Annotated in this window: 19 protein-coding genes; 10 read left to right on the forward strand and 9 right to left on the reverse strand. The window is 63.4% G+C overall.

Going from position 1 to position 18,145, the window contains the following annotated elements:
- Positions 1-54 precede the first annotated feature (54 nt).
- Positions 55-1,401: a chloride channel protein gene (locus IWY39_RS21985; RefSeq protein ID WP_107124682.1), complete on the forward strand. Its 1,347-nt coding sequence runs from the start codon at positions 55-57 to the stop codon at positions 1,399-1,401.
- A 55-nt stretch (positions 1,402-1,456) separates the two neighbouring features.
- On the opposite strand, the gene IWY39_RS21990 is transcribed toward IWY39_RS21985, so the two are convergent.
- From IWY39_RS21990 to IWY39_RS22025, 8 genes are read right to left on the reverse strand one after another with little or no spacing between them, the layout of a single operon-like run.
- Positions 1,457-1,561, reverse strand: a complete 105-nt coding sequence (locus IWY39_RS21990; protein ID WP_107124509.1) for a DUF2474 family protein — start codon at positions 1,559-1,561, stop codon at positions 1,457-1,459.
- Positions 1,561-2,559 (reverse strand): cytochrome d ubiquinol oxidase subunit II, encoded by a 999-nt coding sequence (gene cydB / locus IWY39_RS21995; RefSeq protein WP_107124510.1) that lies wholly within the window; start codon positions 2,557-2,559, stop codon positions 1,561-1,563. Before cydB ends, IWY39_RS21990 begins: the two co-directional genes overlap by 1 nt.
- Positions 2,556-3,959, reverse strand: a complete 1,404-nt coding sequence (locus tag IWY39_RS22000; RefSeq protein WP_107124511.1) for a cytochrome ubiquinol oxidase subunit I — start codon at positions 3,957-3,959, stop codon at positions 2,556-2,558. The genes cydB and IWY39_RS22000 overlap by 4 nt, the downstream gene beginning before the upstream one ends.
- A gap of 53 nt (positions 3,960-4,012) precedes the next feature.
- The gene (locus tag IWY39_RS22005) at positions 4,013-4,810 is read right to left on the reverse strand and encodes a sulfite exporter TauE/SafE family protein (RefSeq protein WP_107124512.1); all 798 of its coding nucleotides are present in this window, start codon (positions 4,808-4,810) and stop codon (positions 4,013-4,015) included.
- The gene (locus IWY39_RS22010) at positions 4,807-6,384 is read right to left on the reverse strand and encodes a bifunctional protein tyrosine phosphatase family protein/NAD(P)/FAD-dependent oxidoreductase (RefSeq protein WP_107124513.1); all 1,578 of its coding nucleotides are present in this window, start codon (positions 6,382-6,384) and stop codon (positions 4,807-4,809) included. The genes IWY39_RS22005 and IWY39_RS22010 overlap by 4 nt, the downstream gene beginning before the upstream one ends.
- A 29-nt stretch (positions 6,385-6,413) precedes the next feature.
- The gene (locus tag IWY39_RS22015; protein ID WP_107124514.1) at positions 6,414-6,827 is read right to left on the reverse strand and encodes a DUF6691 family protein; all 414 of its coding nucleotides are present in this window, start codon (positions 6,825-6,827) and stop codon (positions 6,414-6,416) included.
- Complete coding sequence (locus tag IWY39_RS22020; protein ID WP_107124515.1) at positions 6,824-7,261, reverse strand: YeeE/YedE family protein; 438 nt, start codon at positions 7,259-7,261, stop codon at positions 6,824-6,826. Before IWY39_RS22020 ends, IWY39_RS22015 begins: the two co-directional genes overlap by 4 nt.
- On the reverse strand, positions 7,258-8,175 hold the full coding sequence (locus IWY39_RS22025) for an MBL fold metallo-hydrolase (RefSeq protein WP_107124516.1): 918 nt from the start codon (positions 8,173-8,175) through the stop codon (positions 7,258-7,260). Before IWY39_RS22025 ends, IWY39_RS22020 begins: the two co-directional genes overlap by 4 nt.
- A 101-nt stretch (positions 8,176-8,276) precedes the next feature.
- Between IWY39_RS22025 and IWY39_RS22030 the strand changes: the two genes are divergently transcribed.
- Both IWY39_RS22030 and IWY39_RS22035 read left to right on the forward strand, forming a co-directional pair.
- Positions 8,277-8,900 carry a peroxiredoxin gene (locus tag IWY39_RS22030; RefSeq protein WP_107124683.1) on the forward strand — a complete coding sequence of 208 codons (624 nt, stop codon included), beginning with the start codon at positions 8,277-8,279 and terminating at the stop codon, positions 8,898-8,900.
- Entirely contained in the window at positions 8,897-9,280 is a 384-nt protein-coding gene (locus IWY39_RS22035; protein ID WP_107124517.1) for an ArsR/SmtB family transcription factor, read from the forward strand. The genes IWY39_RS22030 and IWY39_RS22035 overlap by 4 nt, the downstream gene beginning before the upstream one ends.
- 55 nt (positions 9,281-9,335) lie before the next feature.
- Here IWY39_RS22035 and IWY39_RS22040 read toward each other — a convergent pair whose 3' ends face one another.
- A complete protein-coding gene (locus tag IWY39_RS22040) occupies positions 9,336-10,172 on the reverse strand; it encodes a hypothetical protein (protein ID WP_409994369.1) in 837 nt (278 codons plus the stop codon).
- 110 nt (positions 10,173-10,282) lie between these two features.
- Between IWY39_RS22040 and IWY39_RS22045 the strand changes: the two genes are divergently transcribed.
- The 7 genes from IWY39_RS22045 (at position 10,283) to IWY39_RS22075 (ending at position 18,091) form a co-directional block, all read left to right on the forward strand.
- Positions 10,283-11,539 (forward strand): glycosyltransferase, encoded by a 1,257-nt coding sequence (locus IWY39_RS22045; protein WP_229380611.1) that lies wholly within the window; start codon positions 10,283-10,285, stop codon positions 11,537-11,539.
- Positions 11,536-12,474: a hypothetical protein gene (locus tag IWY39_RS22050; protein WP_017181627.1), complete on the forward strand. Its 939-nt coding sequence runs from the start codon at positions 11,536-11,538 to the stop codon at positions 12,472-12,474. Before IWY39_RS22045 ends, IWY39_RS22050 begins: the two co-directional genes overlap by 4 nt.
- Complete coding sequence (locus IWY39_RS22055) at positions 12,471-13,016, forward strand: DUF2141 domain-containing protein (protein ID WP_017181628.1); 546 nt, start codon at positions 12,471-12,473, stop codon at positions 13,014-13,016. The genes IWY39_RS22050 and IWY39_RS22055 overlap by 4 nt, the downstream gene beginning before the upstream one ends.
- A gap of 3 nt (positions 13,017-13,019) precedes the next feature.
- Complete coding sequence (locus IWY39_RS22060) at positions 13,020-14,195, forward strand: glycosyltransferase (protein WP_107124519.1); 1,176 nt, start codon at positions 13,020-13,022, stop codon at positions 14,193-14,195.
- A gap of 120 nt (positions 14,196-14,315) precedes the next feature.
- Positions 14,316-15,413: an endonuclease/exonuclease/phosphatase family protein gene (locus tag IWY39_RS22065; RefSeq protein WP_229380612.1), complete on the forward strand. Its 1,098-nt coding sequence runs from the start codon at positions 14,316-14,318 to the stop codon at positions 15,411-15,413.
- Positions 15,413-16,585 carry a TonB-dependent receptor domain-containing protein gene (locus tag IWY39_RS22070; RefSeq protein ID WP_107124521.1) on the forward strand — a complete coding sequence of 391 codons (1,173 nt, stop codon included), beginning with the start codon at positions 15,413-15,415 and terminating at the stop codon, positions 16,583-16,585. The genes IWY39_RS22065 and IWY39_RS22070 overlap by 1 nt, the downstream gene beginning before the upstream one ends.
- Before the next feature lie 15 nt (positions 16,586-16,600).
- Positions 16,601-18,091 (forward strand): glycosyltransferase 87 family protein, encoded by a 1,491-nt coding sequence (locus IWY39_RS22075; RefSeq protein ID WP_107124522.1) that lies wholly within the window; start codon positions 16,601-16,603, stop codon positions 18,089-18,091.
- The last annotated feature ends 54 nt before the right edge of the window (positions 18,092-18,145 follow it).

Raw genomic sequence — 18,145 nt, forward strand, 5'->3', positions numbered from 1 at the left:
TGCCGGGCGGCTTTGCCTGACTTCCGCAGTGTTACGCGCTATGGCGGACGGATCATGGTGAATCTTCCCGAACAGGCGCGCGATCTGCTGCGCGAACATGGCCCCACCGCGCCCGTATGGCGGCGACGTGTCGCTATTCTTGGCGGCGCAGTCACGATCGGCCTGGTCGCCCTACTGTTCGCGCATCTCGCCGACTGGGCGGGCGAACGCTTTACCGTCCTAGCCATGCGCTGGTGGTGGGCGCCGCTGATCGTCACGCCGCTGGGCTATGCCGCCATTGCCGGCATCACCGCTCGCCTCGCGCCTGCAGCGCGCGGGTCGGGCATACCCCAAGTCATGGCGGCTACGCGCGATCCCGATCATGCCATGTCGGCGCTCGTGTCGGCGCGGATCGTCATCGTAAAGCTTGGCCTGACGATCGGCACGCTGCTTGTTGGTGCATCGACCGGTCGTGAAGGCCCGACCGTTCAGGTCGCGGCGTCGATCATGGGCTATGCGCACCGGATCATGGCCATCCCCCTGCGCGCGTCGGTGTTTATCGCAGGTGGCGCAGCTGGCGTCGCTGGCGCTTTCAATACCCCGCTTGCCGGCGTTGCCTTCGCTATCGAGGAACTGGCTGCTGCCTATGAACAGCGCATGACCTTGCTCGTCATGACCGCCGTGCTCATCGCGGGCATGACCAGCCTCGGCCTGTCGGGCGACTATGTCTATTTCGGTGTCATGCGGCAGACGCTGTCAGTGCGTGAGACGATGCTGGCAGCGCCCTGCGCTGGCGTGCTGGGCGGGCTGATGGGCGCGTTCTTTTCGCGCGCTGTACTGGCGACAGGGCGCACGCGCTGGTCGCCCGTCGCGTGGCTGCGGGCGCGACCTATGCTGTTCGCCGGGCTGCTTGGCGCCATCGTCGCGATCATCGGGGTCGCCACCGGGCTGACATGGGGCACCGGCTACAGCGCGGCGCGCGCGATCATCACCGGGGCCGATGCGCCCCACTGGTATGGCTTGGCCAAGCTGGCGACGACGCTTGCAACGGCGGTGTCGGGCATGCCCGGCGGGATCTTCGCGCCGTCTCTGTCGGTCGGTGCGGGTGTCGGCGACATGCTTCGCTGGCTGTTCCCGACCTATCCGGGTGGCGCGATCGTGCTGCTGGGCATGGTCGCTTACTTTACCGGCGTCGTTCGGGCACCGCTGACTGCGGTCATAATCATCTCGGAAACAACGGCCAGCCGCGGCTTGATGATGCCGCTGCTCGCCTCGGCGCTGATCGCCGATGTGGTTGCACAGACCGTCTCGAAGGAGCGGCTTTACCACGCGCTCTCGCTTTCCTTCCTGCCACCGCCGGCCGAGACAGATGCGGAAGCGGAGTCCGCTCGTCATGATCCGGCAGAAACGCCTAGATCATGACAATGGGCAGACCTGAGCTAGGGTAGGGCAGGGCATCCGACCGACGGCCGAGCCATTACATCAGCCAGTAACGCAGTCCCAGCGATACCAGCAGCAGCGCGGCAACGCTCGCCGTCCATATGCCGACGAACCAGCCGAGCTTCACCAAGCGCGCGCGCATCAATGATATCCTTCGCTGTCGACCTTGCCCCGGAACACCCAATAGGCCCAGGCGGTATAAGCCAGGATCACCGGCACCAGAACGGCCCCGCCCACCAGCATGAACAACTGGCTGCGATAGGGGGCCGCCGCTTCCCAGATCGTGACGCGGGCAGGGATGACATAGGGCCATATCGAAATCCCCAGTCCCAGCAGGCAAAGGCCAAACAGCGCGAGCGCCCAGAGAAAAGGCTGTGCGTCCTTGCGCTGCGACAGGCTGCGATAGAATAGCGCGGTGACGATGACGGTCGCCAGCGGCACCTGCGCTGTGGCAAGTACGCCGGGCCAGGAGAGCCAGCGGCTCTGGTAGCTAGCCTCCAATGTCAATGTGGCCAGGCTGACCGCGCCGATCAGAATGAGCAGCGCGATGCCCAGCCGTCCGGCATAGGTCACCACCTGCCGCTGCAACCCGCCTTCCGTCTTCCAGTTGAGCCAGCAGGCACCCAGCAGGGCGTAGCCCACCATGAGGGCAACCCCGGTCAGCAGCGAGAAGGGCGACAGCCATTCCCACCAGCCACCGGCATAGGCGCGTCCCTCCACGCTGATCCCCTGCAACAATGCGCCCAGCGCCACACCTTGGGCAAAGGTCGCCACTGCCGAACCGCCGGTAAAGGCGCGGTCCCACATCGCCCTGTGGGTCGGATCGCGCCAGCGGAACTCGAACGCCACGCCGCGCAGGACAAGGCCCAGCAGCATCGCGATCAGCGGCGCATACAGGGCGGGCAGGATGATGGCATAGGCGAGGGGAAAGGCAGCGAGCAGGCCGCCGCCGCCCAGCACCAGCCAGGTTTCGTTACCGTCCCATACCGGCGCGATGCTGTTCATCGCCGTGTCGCGATCCTTCCCCACCTTGAACAGCGGGAAGAGGATGCCGATGCCAAGGTCAAACCCATCCATCACGACATAGGCGATGATCGCAAAGCCGATGATGGCGGCCCAGATGACAGTCAGGTCGATCATCCTTCGCCTCCTTCGATGGCGGGTGCAGGTGTGATGCCGGCGGTGCGGATCGGCGCGCCGTCCAGCGTACTTTCATGGGCTTGCGGTGGCTTCTTCATAAGGTGCAGCAGATACCAGATGCCCATGCCGAACACGCTGAAATAGACAAGGACGAACGCCAGTAGCGATGCTGCGACCGCGGGCGCATCCAGCGGCGAAGCGCTGGCGGTAGTGCGTAGCAGGCCATAGACGGTGAAGGGCTGCCGCCCGACTTCGGTTACGATCCAGCCCGCCAGCACTGCGATGAAACCCGATGGTCCCAGCAGTAACGCCGCGCGATGCAGCCACGTCCATTCATGCAATTTGCCGCGCCAGCGGGCGATCAGGCTCCACAGACCAAGGCCCAGCATTGCAAGCCCTAAGCCGACCATGACGCGAAACGCCCAGAACACGATACCCACCGGGGGCTGATCGGCATCGGGTACGCTGTCCAGCCCCTTCATGGGGGCATTCAGATCATGTTTGAGGATTAGCGACGACGCCTTGGGGATGGAGATGGCGTAATCGACGCGCTTCTTGGCGCTGTCGGGAATGCCGAACAGGATCAGCGGCGCACCGTCAGGATGGCTCTCATAATGGCCTTCCATCGCCATCACCTTGACCGGCTGATGCTCCAGCGTGTTGAGGCCATGCATGTCGCCTGCAAATATCTGGATTGGTGCGACGATCGCCGCCATCCACATCGCCATGGAAAACATGGTGCGCGCGCCGGGATTGGTCCGGTCTTTGAGGAGGTGCCAGGCGCCGACGCCACCGACCGCAAAGGCCGTCGTCAGATAGGCGGCCAGCACGGTATGGACCAGCCGGTAGGGGAAGCTGGGATTGAATATGATCGCTGTCCAGCTTGGGCCTGGCAGAAACTGTCCGTTCGCGCCGATCTCATAGCCTGTCGGTGTTTGCATCCAGCTGTTGACCGACAATATCCAGAAGGCCGAAATGAAGGTGCCGATCGCGACTGCGCAAGTAGCCGTGAAATGCAGCTTGCGCCCCACCTTGTTGATGCCGAACAGCATGACGCCCAGAAAGCCGGCCTCCAGGAAGAAGGCAGTCAACACCTCATAGGCCATCAACGGGCCAATGATCGGGCCGGCCTTATCGGAAAAGACCGACCAGTTGGTGCCGAACTGATATGACATGACCAGGCCCGACACCACGCCCATGGCGAATACGACCGCGAAAATCTTGAGCCAATAGCGGAACAGATTGGCGTAAACGCCCTTGCCGGTCGCCAGCCATAGTCCCTCCAACACCATCAGATAACTGGCAAGGCCTATGGAAAAGGCAGGAAACAGGAAGTGAAAACTCACCGTGAAGGCGAATTGCGCGCGGGCAAGAAGCAGTGGGTCAAGCGAGTCGAACATGGGCATGTCCTTTCACCCGCCATGTAGCAGGCGGGGAGGGGGAAGAGGATTGGTCAGATTGTCATGCCGGGCAAAAAGGCAGCCGCGCTGCGCCAGAGCATGTAGAGCGCGACGATGAAGATCAGCCCGGCAAAGACCATGGTCAGCCGTCCCGTCTTGCCGCCCAGCGTTTCGGCCAGCCGCGTGCCACCAATGCTGCCGACAACACCACCGACCACGAATATCCCAGCGAGCGGCCAGTCGACCAGACCCGAAAAGGCGTAGTTCGCGGCCGTTGTGAGGCCAAAAGCCGTCACCGCGACAAGCGACGTGCCGACCGCCATCAACATGGGCATGCCCGTCGATGCCACCAGTCCGGGCACGATCAGGAAACCGCCGCCAATACCGAAAAAGCCGGAAAATAATCCCGACCCCAATCCATAGGTGACGACCTTGGGCGCCTTTTCCCGATTGCATTCGGCCCCCGGATTGCCCGGATTGCCGCGCCCTTTCAGCATCAGCACACCGACGAGTAGCATGACCAATGCAAAGAGGAACAGCAGCTTGTCGCCATCGACCATCTTGCCAAAGGTCGATCCGGCGAGCGCGCCTACGATCCCGGCCGCCGCATAGATGCCGCCGCACCGCCATTTGACATGATGCGCGCGGGCATGGCTGGCGAGGCCGGCTGCCGCATTGGCCGCGACAGCCAGAGCGCTGGTGCCGATGGCGACATGGGCGTTGGGCACGCCGACGAGATAGACCATCAACGGCACGGCGAGGATCGATCCGCCCCCGCCGACAAGGCCCAGCACGAAGCCGACCAGGCCGCCCGACAGGCCGCCCAGCAGATATTGCATGTTCGTTATCATGACTGCGCGCCGATCAGGCAGGGCTTTACCATCCACTCGCGCCCCTTGAGCATCCCGTGCCAGTAGACGGGCGGCAGGATCGTGTCCTTCAGCAGCCAGGACAGGCGCGAAGGCCGGGTGCCATCGATCAACCAGTTGGGGAAGCTTGGCATCAACTTGCCGCCATAGCCAAATTCAGCCAGCACGATCTTGCCTGCCTCGACCGTCAGCGGGCAACTGCCATAGCCGTCATAGGTCGCGACAGGCGGCTGGCCATCCAGTGCCGCCAGCGCGTTGACCGCGACCACCGGCGCCTGCTTGCGCGCGGCCGCCATGGTTTTGGCATTGGACGCCGAACAGGCGTCGCCAAGGGCGTAAATGTCCGGATAGCGCGGGTGGCGGAGCGTAGCTTCATCTACCTCGACAAAGCCAGAGGCCGCCGCCAGAGGGCTATGGCGGATGAAATCGGGGGCCATTTGTGGCGGCACGACGTGGATCATGTCGAACCGCTCGGCCACGCGCCGAACACTGTCGCCGTCCGCCTGCTCGAAGATCGCGGTTTTGGACACCCCATCTATTTCGACCAGCTTCGACCCGAAGTTCAGGTTGATGCCGTAGCGCCTGACATAGTCCATCAACGCCGGGACATAGGCGGGAACGCCGAACAGGACGGCGCCCGCCGTATGGAACTGCACGTCGCAATTGCCCAGCATGCCGGCCTTCTCCCAGCGATGGCAGGACAGATACATCGCCTTCTGCGGCGCGCCCGCGCATTTGATCGGCATGGGCGGCTGGGTGAACAGCGCGCGGCCACGCTTGAACTGTTTGACGAGCCGATTGGTATAGGGGGCCGGATCGTAGCGATAGTTGGAGGTCACGCCGTCATTGCCCAAGGCTTCCGACAGACCGGGGATGGCGTTCCAGTCCAATTTTACGCCCGGACAAACGATCAGCACGCCATAGGAGACCCGTCGGTCGTCATGCAGCACCACCTGCTTCTCATCGGGCAGGAAAGCACTAGCCGAAGCCTTGATCCACGTCACGCCGCGCGGAATGAGTCGCGCTTCCTCACGCCGTGTAAAGCCTCTGTCGAACACGCCAGCACCCACCATGGTCCAGCCGGGCTGATAATAATGGGCCTCACTGGGTTCGATGATCGCAAGGCGGATGCTCCGCCGCCGTTTTAGAATGCTGGCGGCGGTCGCGATCCCGGCGCTGCCACCGCCCACGATTACAACGTCATAATGGGCAGCGTCCTGACGGACCAATGCCCCCGCCATCTCCGCCAGCTTTTCCGCGCGCGCGCCCGACCGGCAATAGGCAAGCACTGGTCCCGGCAGGCTGTCGAGCGCGGCTCGCATGGCGATGGCATCGGCATCGGTCAGCGCCCCGGCCACCGCAGGGACATAGGCAAAGTCCAGTCCCGCGGCCCGGGCAGCGGCGCCCATCTCCTCTGCCGTCGGCTGGTCCGCGCCTTCGCCATCGGGGCGGTTGCACAGGATCGCACGGAAGCCCATCGCCGCTGCTTGCGCTATATCCGCCGGGGTTAGTTGCGCGGTGACACTCAGCGTCGGGGTCAATTGCTTGATGGCCATGATGAACCTCCTCTATCCGGCGCGGCCGGTTATGATTTTATCGTGAAATGATGGATCGCCATGCCGCCCAGCATGGCCAGCGCGAAGGGTGCGGCCGCCGCCGGGGAAAGCGCGAGGCTGGCAATGGCGGGACCGGGGCACAGCCCGCCAATGCCCCAGCCGATACCGAACACTATTGCGCCAAGCGCCAGCTTGCCGTCGATCGCGCGCGTGTCGGGCAGAGCAAAAGCGCGGTCCGCAAAGGGGCGGCCGACCCGTCTTTGGACCATCCATGCAAGCGCCATCGGGATCATCGCGCCGCCCATGACGAAGGCGAGCGTGGGGTCCCACGCGCCGAACAGGTCAAGGAAGGCGCGAACCCGCATGGGGTCTGCCATGCCCGAAATGGCAAGCCCGCCGCCAAACAGTGCGCCCGACAACAAGGCAATGATGATCCGCATCATATCATGCCCGTCAGGCGCATGAGCGCCACGGTTGCAAAGCCGCTGCCCATGAACAAGGCAGTCGCCACGATCGATCGGCGGGACAGGCGCGACAGGCCGCATACCCCATGGCCGCTGGTGCAGCCCGATCCCAGCCGCGTGCCAAATCCCACGATCAGACCCGCGACGATCAACAGGCCGGGCGCTGGAAAGGTGGCAGGGATGCCATCTGACAGCAGTGCAACCAGGACCGCGCCAACAGGCAATCCAACGGTGAATGCTATCGCCACGCCGCGCGGCGGGCCGCTGGCAGACAGGCCGATGGCCCGCGCCGCAAGCCCGCTGACCCCGGCGATCCGCCCCAGCCCCAGCAACATGATCGCGGCAGCCAGCCCGATCATGAGGCCGCCGATCAGGCCCGCAACTGGCTGCGCATCTGGAAACCCCGCTATCATAGCTGGTTAACCGGGATTTTGAGATAGGTGACGCCATTGTCGTCGGGCGGCGGCAGATGGCCTGCGCGCATATTCACCTGCACCAATGGCAGGATGAGGCGGGGCATGTCGAGGGTGGCGTCGCGCGCTTCGCGCATGGCGACGAAATCATCCTCGCTCACGCCGTCATGCGCGTGGATATTGGCGCGGCGCTGTTCGGCGACCGTGGTTTCCCAGGCATAATGATCGCGCCCTTCGGGCAGATAATCGTGGCACAGGAACAGCCGGGTTTCCGGCGGCAATTCCAGCAGGCGGCGGAGCGACCGGAACAAGGTGCGTGCATCGCCGCCGGGGAAGTCGGCGCGGGCCGTGCCATAATCAGGCATGAACATGGTGTCGCCCACAAACGCTGCGTCGCCGATGACATAGGCGACACAGGCCGGGGTATGGCCGGGGACATGCAGCACCGTGACCGCGATATTGCCGATCATGAACTGGTCGCCATCGGCCCACAGATGGTCGAAGTCCGACCCGTCACGCTGGAACGTCGTACCTGCGTTGAACAGCGCGCCAAAGGTGTGCTGCACTTCGCAGATATGCGCGCCGATCGCGATCTTGCCGCCCAGTTTCTGCTGAAGATAGGGTGCCGCCGACAGATGGTCGGCATGGGCGTGGGTTTCCAGATGCCAGTCGACGCTCAACCCCTGCGCTTCCACATAGGCGATGACTGGTTCGACCGCTTCATGGCCCGTGCGTCCAGCGGCGGGATCATAGGTCAGCACGCTGTCGATCACGGCCGCGCGACGGGTTTCGGCGTCATGGACCACATAGGTAAATGTGAAGGTCGGTGCATCGAAGAAGGCCTTGACCACCGGCACTCCGCTTCTGGCGACACTGACCTGTACAAAGGCTTTTTCAAGTGCGGGATCGGTCATGCGACTCTCCTTCAATTTAATATTTACACATACCATGTATTTATATAATATGAAATCGTCAAGGGGTTGCAACACGCCTCTGGCAGTTGCAGGAAAGCGCCATGAATGATGTCACGACTGCCCGCCCGATCCCGCTTCGTATCGGTTCCCCCGCACCCGATTTTCGGGCACGCTCGACAATGGGCGATTTTCAGTTGTCGGCGCTGCGGGGACAGTGGGTGATCTTCTTTTCCCATCCGGCTGATTTCACGCCGGTGTGCAGCACCGAGTTTGTTGCCCTTGCACGGCGGCAGGCGGACTTTGCAGCGCGCGACTGCCGGTTGGTGGGCGTGTCCGTCGACAGCCTTTATTCCCACATCGCCTGGGTCCGGGCGCTGCGCGATCTGTTCGATGTAGAGATCGACTTCCCGATCATCGAAGACCCCAGTATGGCCGTTGGCCGCGCCTATGGCATGATCGACGAGGATGCGGCGGACAGCATGACCATGCGGACGACCTTCTTCATCGATCCGCAGGGCGTGATCCGCGCGACCACGGCCTATCCCCACAATGTCGGTCGATCCGTGGATGAAATGCTGCGCCTGCTATGCGCGTTGCAACGGGTCGATGGCGGTACCAGCCTGACGCCGGAAGGCTGGATGCCCGATCAGCCCGTCTTGCTGCCGCCTGCGCAAGGCACCGACGCCGCGCCCGATTGGTTCTGCCGGATGGCGCCCCAGCCATGACCGCGCTTTACCAGGATCGCGATGCAGCCGCGGCTGCGGCGGACAAGATCAAGACATTCGCCCAGGCCCAGCGCCTGATGATCTTGTCCTGCCTGCTGCGCGGCGAGTATAATGTCGGGGAAATCGCCGACATCACCTCCATCGGCCAGCCAGCGCTCAGCCAGCAACTGGCCGAACTGCGCCGCGCAGACCTCGTTCAAACCCGTAAGGAAGCCAAGCAGGTCTGGTACAGGCTGGCGGACGAGAATGTGGCGCTCTGCGTACGCAATATCGAGGCGATGTTCGGCTTCGGTGGTAGCCCGGTTTTACCCGTTGCAAGTTCCACGACAATATCGGCGCCAGCAGCCGAAGGCGTGGCCGGTTTCGCCCGCATTCTTTGAAAGCAAGGCTTCCGCCGGTCGAAGATGTGAGCGCATGATGCGGTAGGCCGGGCGTCTAGTCCGGCTTGCCATCATTCCATCGGATGTCGCTGGCCGCAATAATGGACTGGCCGCGCATAATCGACCAGAGGCGATGGGGTGTCTTGGGGTCCCAATCGATCGCCTGCCCCTCCGTCGCGATGGGGATAGTCGCCAGCAACTCCAGCGTCGATCCAGCGCTTGGCAGGCGCATGACATAGAGTTCGGGCCGATCATGCCCCGTGACATATAGTCGCCCGTCCGGTCCCCAGCTCATGCCCGAACAGCTGAAAGGCGCAAAACGCGCCAGCACCTCTGCCGGGAACAGCCATCCCCGCAACTGCCGGAACTGATCGTCAAGCTGTACGAGGGTCGTGTAGCGATGGTCGCGGTCGGCTTCCCTGCCCTTGCCGTCATAATTGGCGAACATCGCCCACCATGCCCCATCATGCCGATCAAGCGCGGTCAATGATCCTGGCCCCATGCCCAGGCTGATGCTGCGTATATGGCGCAGGCTGCTGGTATCAAAGATTTCGACAGCGCTCGTTTGTGGCACCGCCGGATAGTTGGACGCGGCGCATATCAGTTCACGGCCTACCACCGTGCAGCTGTTCATATGCGCAAATAATGTCCGGTCGCCCTTCCATTGCGCGATGCGCACGCCGTCGCTGATCCGATATTTGCCGATCCGGTCATTATCGATCGCATAAATATGAACGCCATCGGAAGCGACGCCCTGCCGCGCTTCCTCTGCCTCTATGCGCAGGGTCACCGGCGCGCTGTCGGCAGGGACGGCTGGCTGCGCCGCGCCCTGAACGGCAAGCAGCACCGGCAAAAGGAGAGAGACGAGCATCTCCACCCTATATGCCGACATTTGTGACGGCTTCATGATCGGCGCAACCATGACAAGCGGTTCGTCCAGCCTTCATCATTCCGTCACGAATAATGCATCAGCCTGTTATGAATATCCGACATGGGCGGGTCATGCACTGCTCTCGTCCGCCGTTACCGCCAAGCGACAATGCTATCGTCGGCAGCAACCGTGAAGCGGCTTTGTCACCGCGCGTTCTGGTCTTTCTGCATGGGCCCGGCCCCGGTGGGGTCGAACGCATTGCGCTGCGGCTGATCAACGGTTGGCGGCGGGACGGGATGGACGTGCGCTTGCTCCTTGGCAGCCCTGAAGGGTCGATGCAGCATGAAATGCCGCCCGGCGACGTCACCCAATATCTTCCGGCCTGGCCGTTGATCGGCCGACGCCTGGCCAGCCTGCGCCTTTTGGTCGCTACGGCGCGCGCCATTGATGCGTACCGGCCCGACATTCTGTTTTGTGCTGGCAACGTCTATGCGATCGTGGCCGTGCTGTTGAAATTGCGGCTGGGGCGGCGCTGCCCGCTCATTCTGGCCAAGATCAGCAACGACCTGATGCGATCCGACATGCCATGGATCATGCGGCCCTTTTATCGGCTTTGGCTGCGCATGCAGGGCAGGGCGATCGACCATTTTGCCGCCCTGTCCGATCCGATGGCACGGGAAGTCGCAGCACGGATGGGTGTTGATCATGCGCGCCTGCATGTCGTGCCCAATCCGGTGCTGGCGCTGGCCGATCTCGATGACGTCGCGCCATTGCCGTCATCGTCGCTGCCGCGCCGGGGCAGGCATTTCGTGGCGGTTGGCCGGTTGGAACGGCAGAAAAACTATCCGCTGATGCTGCGCGCTTTCGCGGCGGGAAGCGGTCCGGACGACAGGCTGACCATATTTGGACAAGGGCGCGCGCGTGACGGGCTCGAACGTCTGGCCGCCCGTCTCGGCATCGCGGGAAAGCTTTGTTTTGCCGGATTTAGCGCGGATGTCCGACGCCAGTTGCCGGACCATGACGTGTTGCTGCTGTCATCCCGCTATGAAGGGCAGCCGGGCGTGGTAGTCGAAGCGCTGGCGTGCGGCCTTCCGATCATCGCCACCCGATGCTGCGCCAGCATGGCGCCCCTGCTTGACGATGGCGCGCTCGGCACGCTGGTCGATGGCGAGGATGAAGCGGCGTTCGCTGATGCCATCCGTGCCGCGCACAGCGATATGCAGGATCGTCCGCGCGCCTGCGCAAAGGCGGCGTCGTTTACCATCGAACGCGCCATGCCAGCCTATCGCGCGCTTTTCCGTCACATGCTGACCCAGTCCCCGCGCCGGCGCCACGCCGCGCTTGCCACGCTCCATTCGCAATCCCCTCTGGAGGCGCAGCTGTCATGAGCCAAGCCGATACCCTTGCCCCGCTGATCAACCCGCAGGGTGCGCGCGCCATATTGGACCCGACACCGCTGGTGCGGTCTGGCCGCAACTGGACGGCATGGTTCGGTCCGCTCATCTCCTTTGCGATACTGGCGGTCGTATTCGTCCAGATCGGCTCCTTCGATTTTCACAAGCTTGTCGCGATGCTGCCGCGAACGCCGCTCTTCTGGTTGCTGTTTGCCGTGACATACAGCCTGACGCCGGTGTGCGACTGGGTCATCTTCAACCGATTATGGTCGATACCAGCCGGTGGTCTGTCGGCCTTGTTTCGCAAGCGGATCAGCAACGAACTGCTGCTTGGTTATCTTGGCGATGTCTATTTCTACGCCTGGGCGCGGCGGCATGTGACGATGGCCGGATCGCCCTTCGGCGCAGTCAAGGATTCCGCGATATTGTCGGGCGTGATGGGCAATATTGTCACGCTGGCGATGCTGCTCTTCACGCTGCCACTGCTGTCATCGCTGCGGCTGGCGATGGACGGGCGGGCGCTGGGCATTTCGCTCACCATCCTCGTGGCCACATCCTTTGGCCCCATCCTGTTCAGCCGCAAGGTTTTCAGCCTGCCCTGGCCCGAACGGCGGATGGTGGCGGGGGTGCATCTGGCGCGGATCGTCGCCAATGTGCTGCTTTATGCGACATTGTGGCACCTGCTGCTGCCCGATGTGGCGCTGAGCTGGTGGTTCATGCTCTCGACGCTGCGGCTGGTCCTCTCCCGCCTGCCGATGGTGCCTAACAAGGACGTGCTGTTCGCAGGCGTCGCGGTGTTCCTCGTCGGGCGTGAACTGGAAATTGCCCAGGTTCTGGCCGTGATCGCCAGCCTGCTGCTGGCCGCGCATCTGCTGGTCGGATTGATCCTGGGCGTGAGCGGGCTTGTGAAGCAGCGGAGGCAGGCATGACAATTCCGGCCCTTTGGACGATCGGCATCATCGCCGCCGCGGCGGTGCCGACCATCCCGTCGACCCCGGATCTGGGCAAGGCGGAGGCGCGCTGTCGCCCCGGCGAGAACGGCCCTTCCCTGCTGCTGGACATAGTGGGGCTGAAGGATCGCGAAGGCCGCCTGAAGGCGGAAGTCTATCCGGCCAATGATCAGGATTTTCTTCAGGACGACAATATCCTGATTTCCCAAGGCAAGACATTCCGCCGTGTGGAAGCCCCGGTCGAGCAAGTTGCGACGCAAAATGGCCATGTGGCGCAAATTTGCATCCGCGTGCCGGGGCCTGGCCGTTATGCGGTCAGCGTGCTGCATGATCGCGACGGCAATCGGAAATTCGGGCTATCGGTCGACGGCGTCGGCTTTGGCGGTAACCCGAAGCTGGGCATGGGCAAGCCCAAGGCCGCAGCCGCCACGATGATCGTCGGCAGCGGGCCGACGCGCGGGCGGATCATCATGAATTATCGCCGGGGATTATTGTCCTTCGGCCCGATCAAGGCGCTTTAGGCCATGCGGATCGTCGACATTTGCGCCTTTTACGCGCCGCAGGGCGGGGGCGTTAAAACCTATGTCCGGCACAAGATGCTGGCCGGGCCTGCACGCGGGCATGAAATCATCATTCTTGCGCCAGCGGCGCAGGCGCATGTGGAATATTTTGGCGATCATGGGCGCATCGAATATGTGCCCGGCCGCCGCTTCCCGCTCGACGGGCGCTATCATTATTTTCATGATGAAGCGGCCCTGCACGCCCGGCTGGATGCCCTGCGCCCCGATCTGGTGGAGGCATCGACGCCGTGGGGGAGCGCATCGATGGTCGCCAACTGGCGCGGCGATGTTCCACGCAGCCTGATCATGCATGCCGATCCACTGGGCAACTACGCCTATCGCTGGTTTCGCAGCCTTGCCAGCCGCGAACAGATTGATCGCGGATTCGACTGGTTCTGGCGGCATTTGCGGCGTCTGGACGCGCGCTTCGATCATATCGTGTGCGCGAGCGACGAACTGGCGACTCGGCTTGTAAATGGCGACCTGCGGCATGTCGTCACCAATCGCATGGGGGTGCAGCCCGGCATATTCTCGCCCTGTCACCGCGACCCCGATCTGCGGCGAAGGCTGCTACAATGGTGCGACCTGGATGAGGATGCGCTGCTGTTGTTCGGCGCTGGCCGTCACGCCCCGGAAAAACGATGGCCGATGATCATCGAAGCGGTAACGGCGTGTGGCTTCGATCGCCCGGTCGGGCTCGTCATTGCTGGCGATGGTCGCGCGCGCGCCAGCGTGCAGCGCGCCGCAGCGGACAATCCGCATGTCCGGCTGATGGCGCCGATCACGGACCGCCATGGCTTTGCCAGCCTGCTCGCCAGCGCCGACGCGCTGGTGCATGGCAGCGAATCCGAAACATTCTGCATGATCGCGGCAGAGGCGCGCGCCAGTGGCATTCCGATGTTCTTGCCCGATGGCGGGGCAGCGGCGGATCATCTGGTGCCGGGCGCTGGCCATCATTACCGCGCGGCCGATGCATCCAGCCTGGCAGCGGCCATTCGCCTTTTCCTGGCGCAGGGTCCGTCCGGTCATCTCGCCAATGCCAGCGCCGCCGCGATCGATACACGAACCATGGACGCGCATTTCGCCGACCTGTTCACCCTCTATGAAGCGACCAGACGCAGCCTGCCGATCGCTGCATGACAATTACTGGTCGGTTCAGTGACGCCGCCGCCATCCAACTTTCATCATATTGCAGTGCGGAAGAAACGCGCACGACTCATTGGCGAGCTAGGAGGGCGCCAGCCAGTGGGGGGCATCATCATGCATAAGACTTTGCGAGCCATGCTGTTTGCAGGGCTGGTCAGCTTCGTTGCAACCGGATCGACCAGCAGCAACCTGCCAGACCGCCTGAACATGGTGCAGGCATTGCCGGATGGCGGCAATACGACTTTGTCCATGATGACATATAATATCAAGGGCTTGCCCTGGCCGCTCGCGGTCGACCGGGATGCCGCGCTGGTGCGGATCGGCACGCGCTTGCGCGCGCTTCGGCAACGGGGGCATCAGCCGCATATCCTGTTGCTACAGGAAGCATTCACGCCGCAAGCGGCCGAGCTTGCGCGCTCGTCCGGCTATCGGCACATGACATTCGGGCCGGATCGGCAGATGCGTTCGCCGATTGCGCCAAGCGCTGCGGATCAGGCGTTTCTTGCTGAGGCCCGCTGGGATCGCGGCGAGGCGTTGGGGAAGCAGACCGACAGTGGCCTCATCATCCTGTCCGATTATCCCATCCTGCGCGTCCGACGCCTGGCCTTTCCGGATTTCGCCTGCGCCGGGTTCGATTGCCTGGCCAACAAGGGCGTCGTGATTGCCGATATGCAGGTGCCCGGCGAAGCGGAACCTGTCGCCATCGTCAATATCCATCTCAATGCGCGCAAGGCATCGGGCGTTTCCGTGAGCCGATCGCTGGCGGCCTATGCGCGACAGGTCGATCTGAGCGCCCGTTTCATCGCCAGCGCGGTCCCGCACACGCGCACATTGATGATCGGTGGCGACATGAATATTGGCGGCAATAGCGATCGCAGCCGCATCTTCTTCGACGGCTTTGCTCGCCATGGCCTGTCGTTCGTTGCAGCGAGGCAGGGCGGCGCGCAGCTAGCGCTCGATCAGGCGACGATCCCGGCTCCACAGGCACGGGCGGATCTTAAACATGCGATGCAGCGCCGCAAGGACTGGATCTTCGCGCGCGCGGGGCGCGGCTCATCTCTCGTCGTCAGGGGCGCGCATGTGCCGTTCGGATCGGAGCCTGACGGGCAGCCGCTCTCAGACCATTTCGGCTATGTCATATCCTATGACCGTCAGCGCCCGCAGTTGGCGATGGCCGATGCCCCAGCCGCCAGCGCAAGCGATCATCGCTGATGCGCGGACGGCATCTACTGGCTTTGGCGATGGTGGCGCTGCAGGGCACCACTGCATTGGCACAGGACAAGATCATCGATCAGAGCATCAGCTATGCGCTGAAGCCAGCGATATGGCGATCGCCCCTCGTGGAAGCGCGTAGCACCACGCCGGATTATGGCCTGATAGGCGCGATCCGCCCGCTTTCGGGTGACGAGCCGGATCATGTCATGGCCCTGCGCCTCCAGCGCCAGAGCCGCCGGTTCGTCGCTGCGCAGGCAGACACCGCATGGCCATTGAATGCACGGGGTTATGATCACCGCCCACGCAGCCGTACCAGAATGCTCCTGGTCGATGATCATTTTGCCCTTTCCGATCAGATAGCGATGACGCTCGGCTTTGCCGGGGTGAAGGTCAGCAACCGCAATGCCAATGTGACGATCGGCAGCGGCGACGATCGGCTGCGCGCACATGACTGGTTCATGCCCCATGCCAGCGTTCACTTCCGTCCCATCCCGGCACTCACTTTGTCGATGGACTATAACGAAGCCATGCGCGCCTATGGCGATACCGGATTTACCGGCCCGCTTGGGCTTTCGCAGCCTGATTTCGAAGCGTTGCGCCGATCCCTGCGGCCTGAAAAGAGCCGTGTCGCGTCGGTAGGCGGCCAATGGTCGGGCGGCGACATGACGGTCACCACCAGCCTTTATCGCGCCGACGTCCGCAATGGCCTGTCTTTTGCGCACCGGGCCTATCTGCCGGTCAATATCGGGTCCGCCAGCCTGTTGGGCGTGAAGATGATGGCCCGGCACCAGTTGACGCCGCAGATCGACTGGTCCGTTCGCTACCAGCAGGCGGCGGTTGAAACCATGGCCGGGCGATCCGTGCAGGAACGGGAAATGACCCTGGCCGCCGCCTGGACTGTAGGGCCGTGGCGCGTCGCGGCGCAGGGATCGCATACCGGTCGTGCGGCGCTTGCGCTGCCGGGTGCCCAGCAATCGCCGCTGCGTGCGGAAGGCAGCATCGAATATGCGCCAGTGCAAACGGGTCGCCGGCGTTTGCGCCTTGCCACGCGCTTCATCAATCCCAGCCGGCTTGTCAGCAACGGCGCCTTTGGCCCTGCGCCAGCGGGGAGCGTCCATGCGGTCGATCAGGCGCGGGCCGTGATGTTCAGCGCTGACATGGGCTGGTAAGCGTCCGCCCCTATCATGACCAAGGCCGTGCGCGCCCACCCGCTCTCTATTTTCCTTTTGGTGCTCGCCGTACTGTTGGGCATCGCGGCGTTCCGGCCGATCGACCATGATGAAGGGCAATATGTCGCCGCCGTCGCATTGATGCGATCGGGTCTGCCCTATCGTGATTTCGCCTATCTCCAGACGCCGCTGCAACCGCTGATCTTCGCGCCGCTGGCATGGCTGTGCGAGGGCTGGCTTTTTCTTGCCCTGCGCGCGGTCAATGCCTTGTGCGCGGCAGGGGCGGCGGCCCTGTTATTTCGGGCCCTGTGCAGGGAGGGTGGATCGTCGCGCAACGCCGGGATCGCGACTATCGCGCTCGTCACCTGCCATGCTTTCCTGTTTGCTGCGACGGTCGCGCGCAACGATGCCTTGCCCTTGCTGCTGCACATGGCGGGCCTCGCGCTGCTGCTGGACGCGCTCGGTCAGGCTCGCCGCCCATTGTCTTACATGCTCGCCGGGCTGTTGCTGGGCGCAGCGGCGTCAGCCAAGATCAGCTATGGGCTGCCCGCCGCCGCCATCGGCTTGTTCGCGCTGCTGAACATGCGCCGGGCTGGCCCGATGAACGTCCTTGCTCTGGCGGCAGGCGGGATGGCAGGGGGATTGCCCACGCTTATCCTGTGGGTAATCTCGCCAGATGCAGCCTGGTTCGGCATTATCGACTATAGCCTGAAGGCGCCATTGGAATGGCAAATGCTGAACCAGCGGGCCTATATGGTGGAAACGCCGCTCAGCGCAGTGCGGCTGCTACGCTTTCTGGCGCAGGGCCCGGCCCTGTTTGCACTTATCATGATAGGGATGTCACGCCTTCAGCATGGGAGATCTTCCATGACGAAGGAACTGCTGAATTTCGTGATCCTGGCGGGGTTGGTCGCTGCGTGGCTGCCCCGACCCATTTATGCCCAATATCTGGTGCCGTTGCTGCCAGCGCTGTTTCTCCGCTTCGGCTTGATGCTGGATGACCCGCGCTGGTCGCGCCCCGCGATCACCGCCATTTTGATATTGTGCATGGGGGTAGGGGTCGCCGAAACGGCAATCCGCATTGCTCCGAACGTCACCAGCGCCGACAGCCCTATCCTGTCGGCGACGCAGGACGCCCATGCGATCGGGCGGATCGTGCGCGCTGCGGACACGACTGGTACGATCGTCAGCCTGGCGCCGGAACGGGTCGCCGACAGCGGGGTTCCGCTCGATCTGCGCTTTGCCGCAGGCCCGTTCCTGTTTCGCACGCGCAACCTGCTCACTCCGGCGCAGCGGGCCGCATTTCATGTCCTGAATGGCGAAAGCGTCGCGGAAGGCCTGACCCGCCATCCGCCCGCAGCGATCGTGACGGGTCAGGAAAGCGCGCCTTCGCCTGCCAGTCCCCAGGGTCTCGAATCGCCCCTGATCGCCTGGGCCAAGGCGCATCGTTATCGCGCCACGGTGCTGCCATCGGGTGCGGTCACGCTATACCTCCGACGGGAATGATGGTCAGGCGATCATGGCTCTCATTCGCCATCCATGTGGCGGCGACGGGCCGCG

It is taken from the genome of Sphingobium sp. JAI105 (genome assembly GCF_015752145.1).
Classification (GTDB): Bacteria; Pseudomonadota; Alphaproteobacteria; order Sphingomonadales; family Sphingomonadaceae; genus Sphingobium; species Sphingobium xenophagum.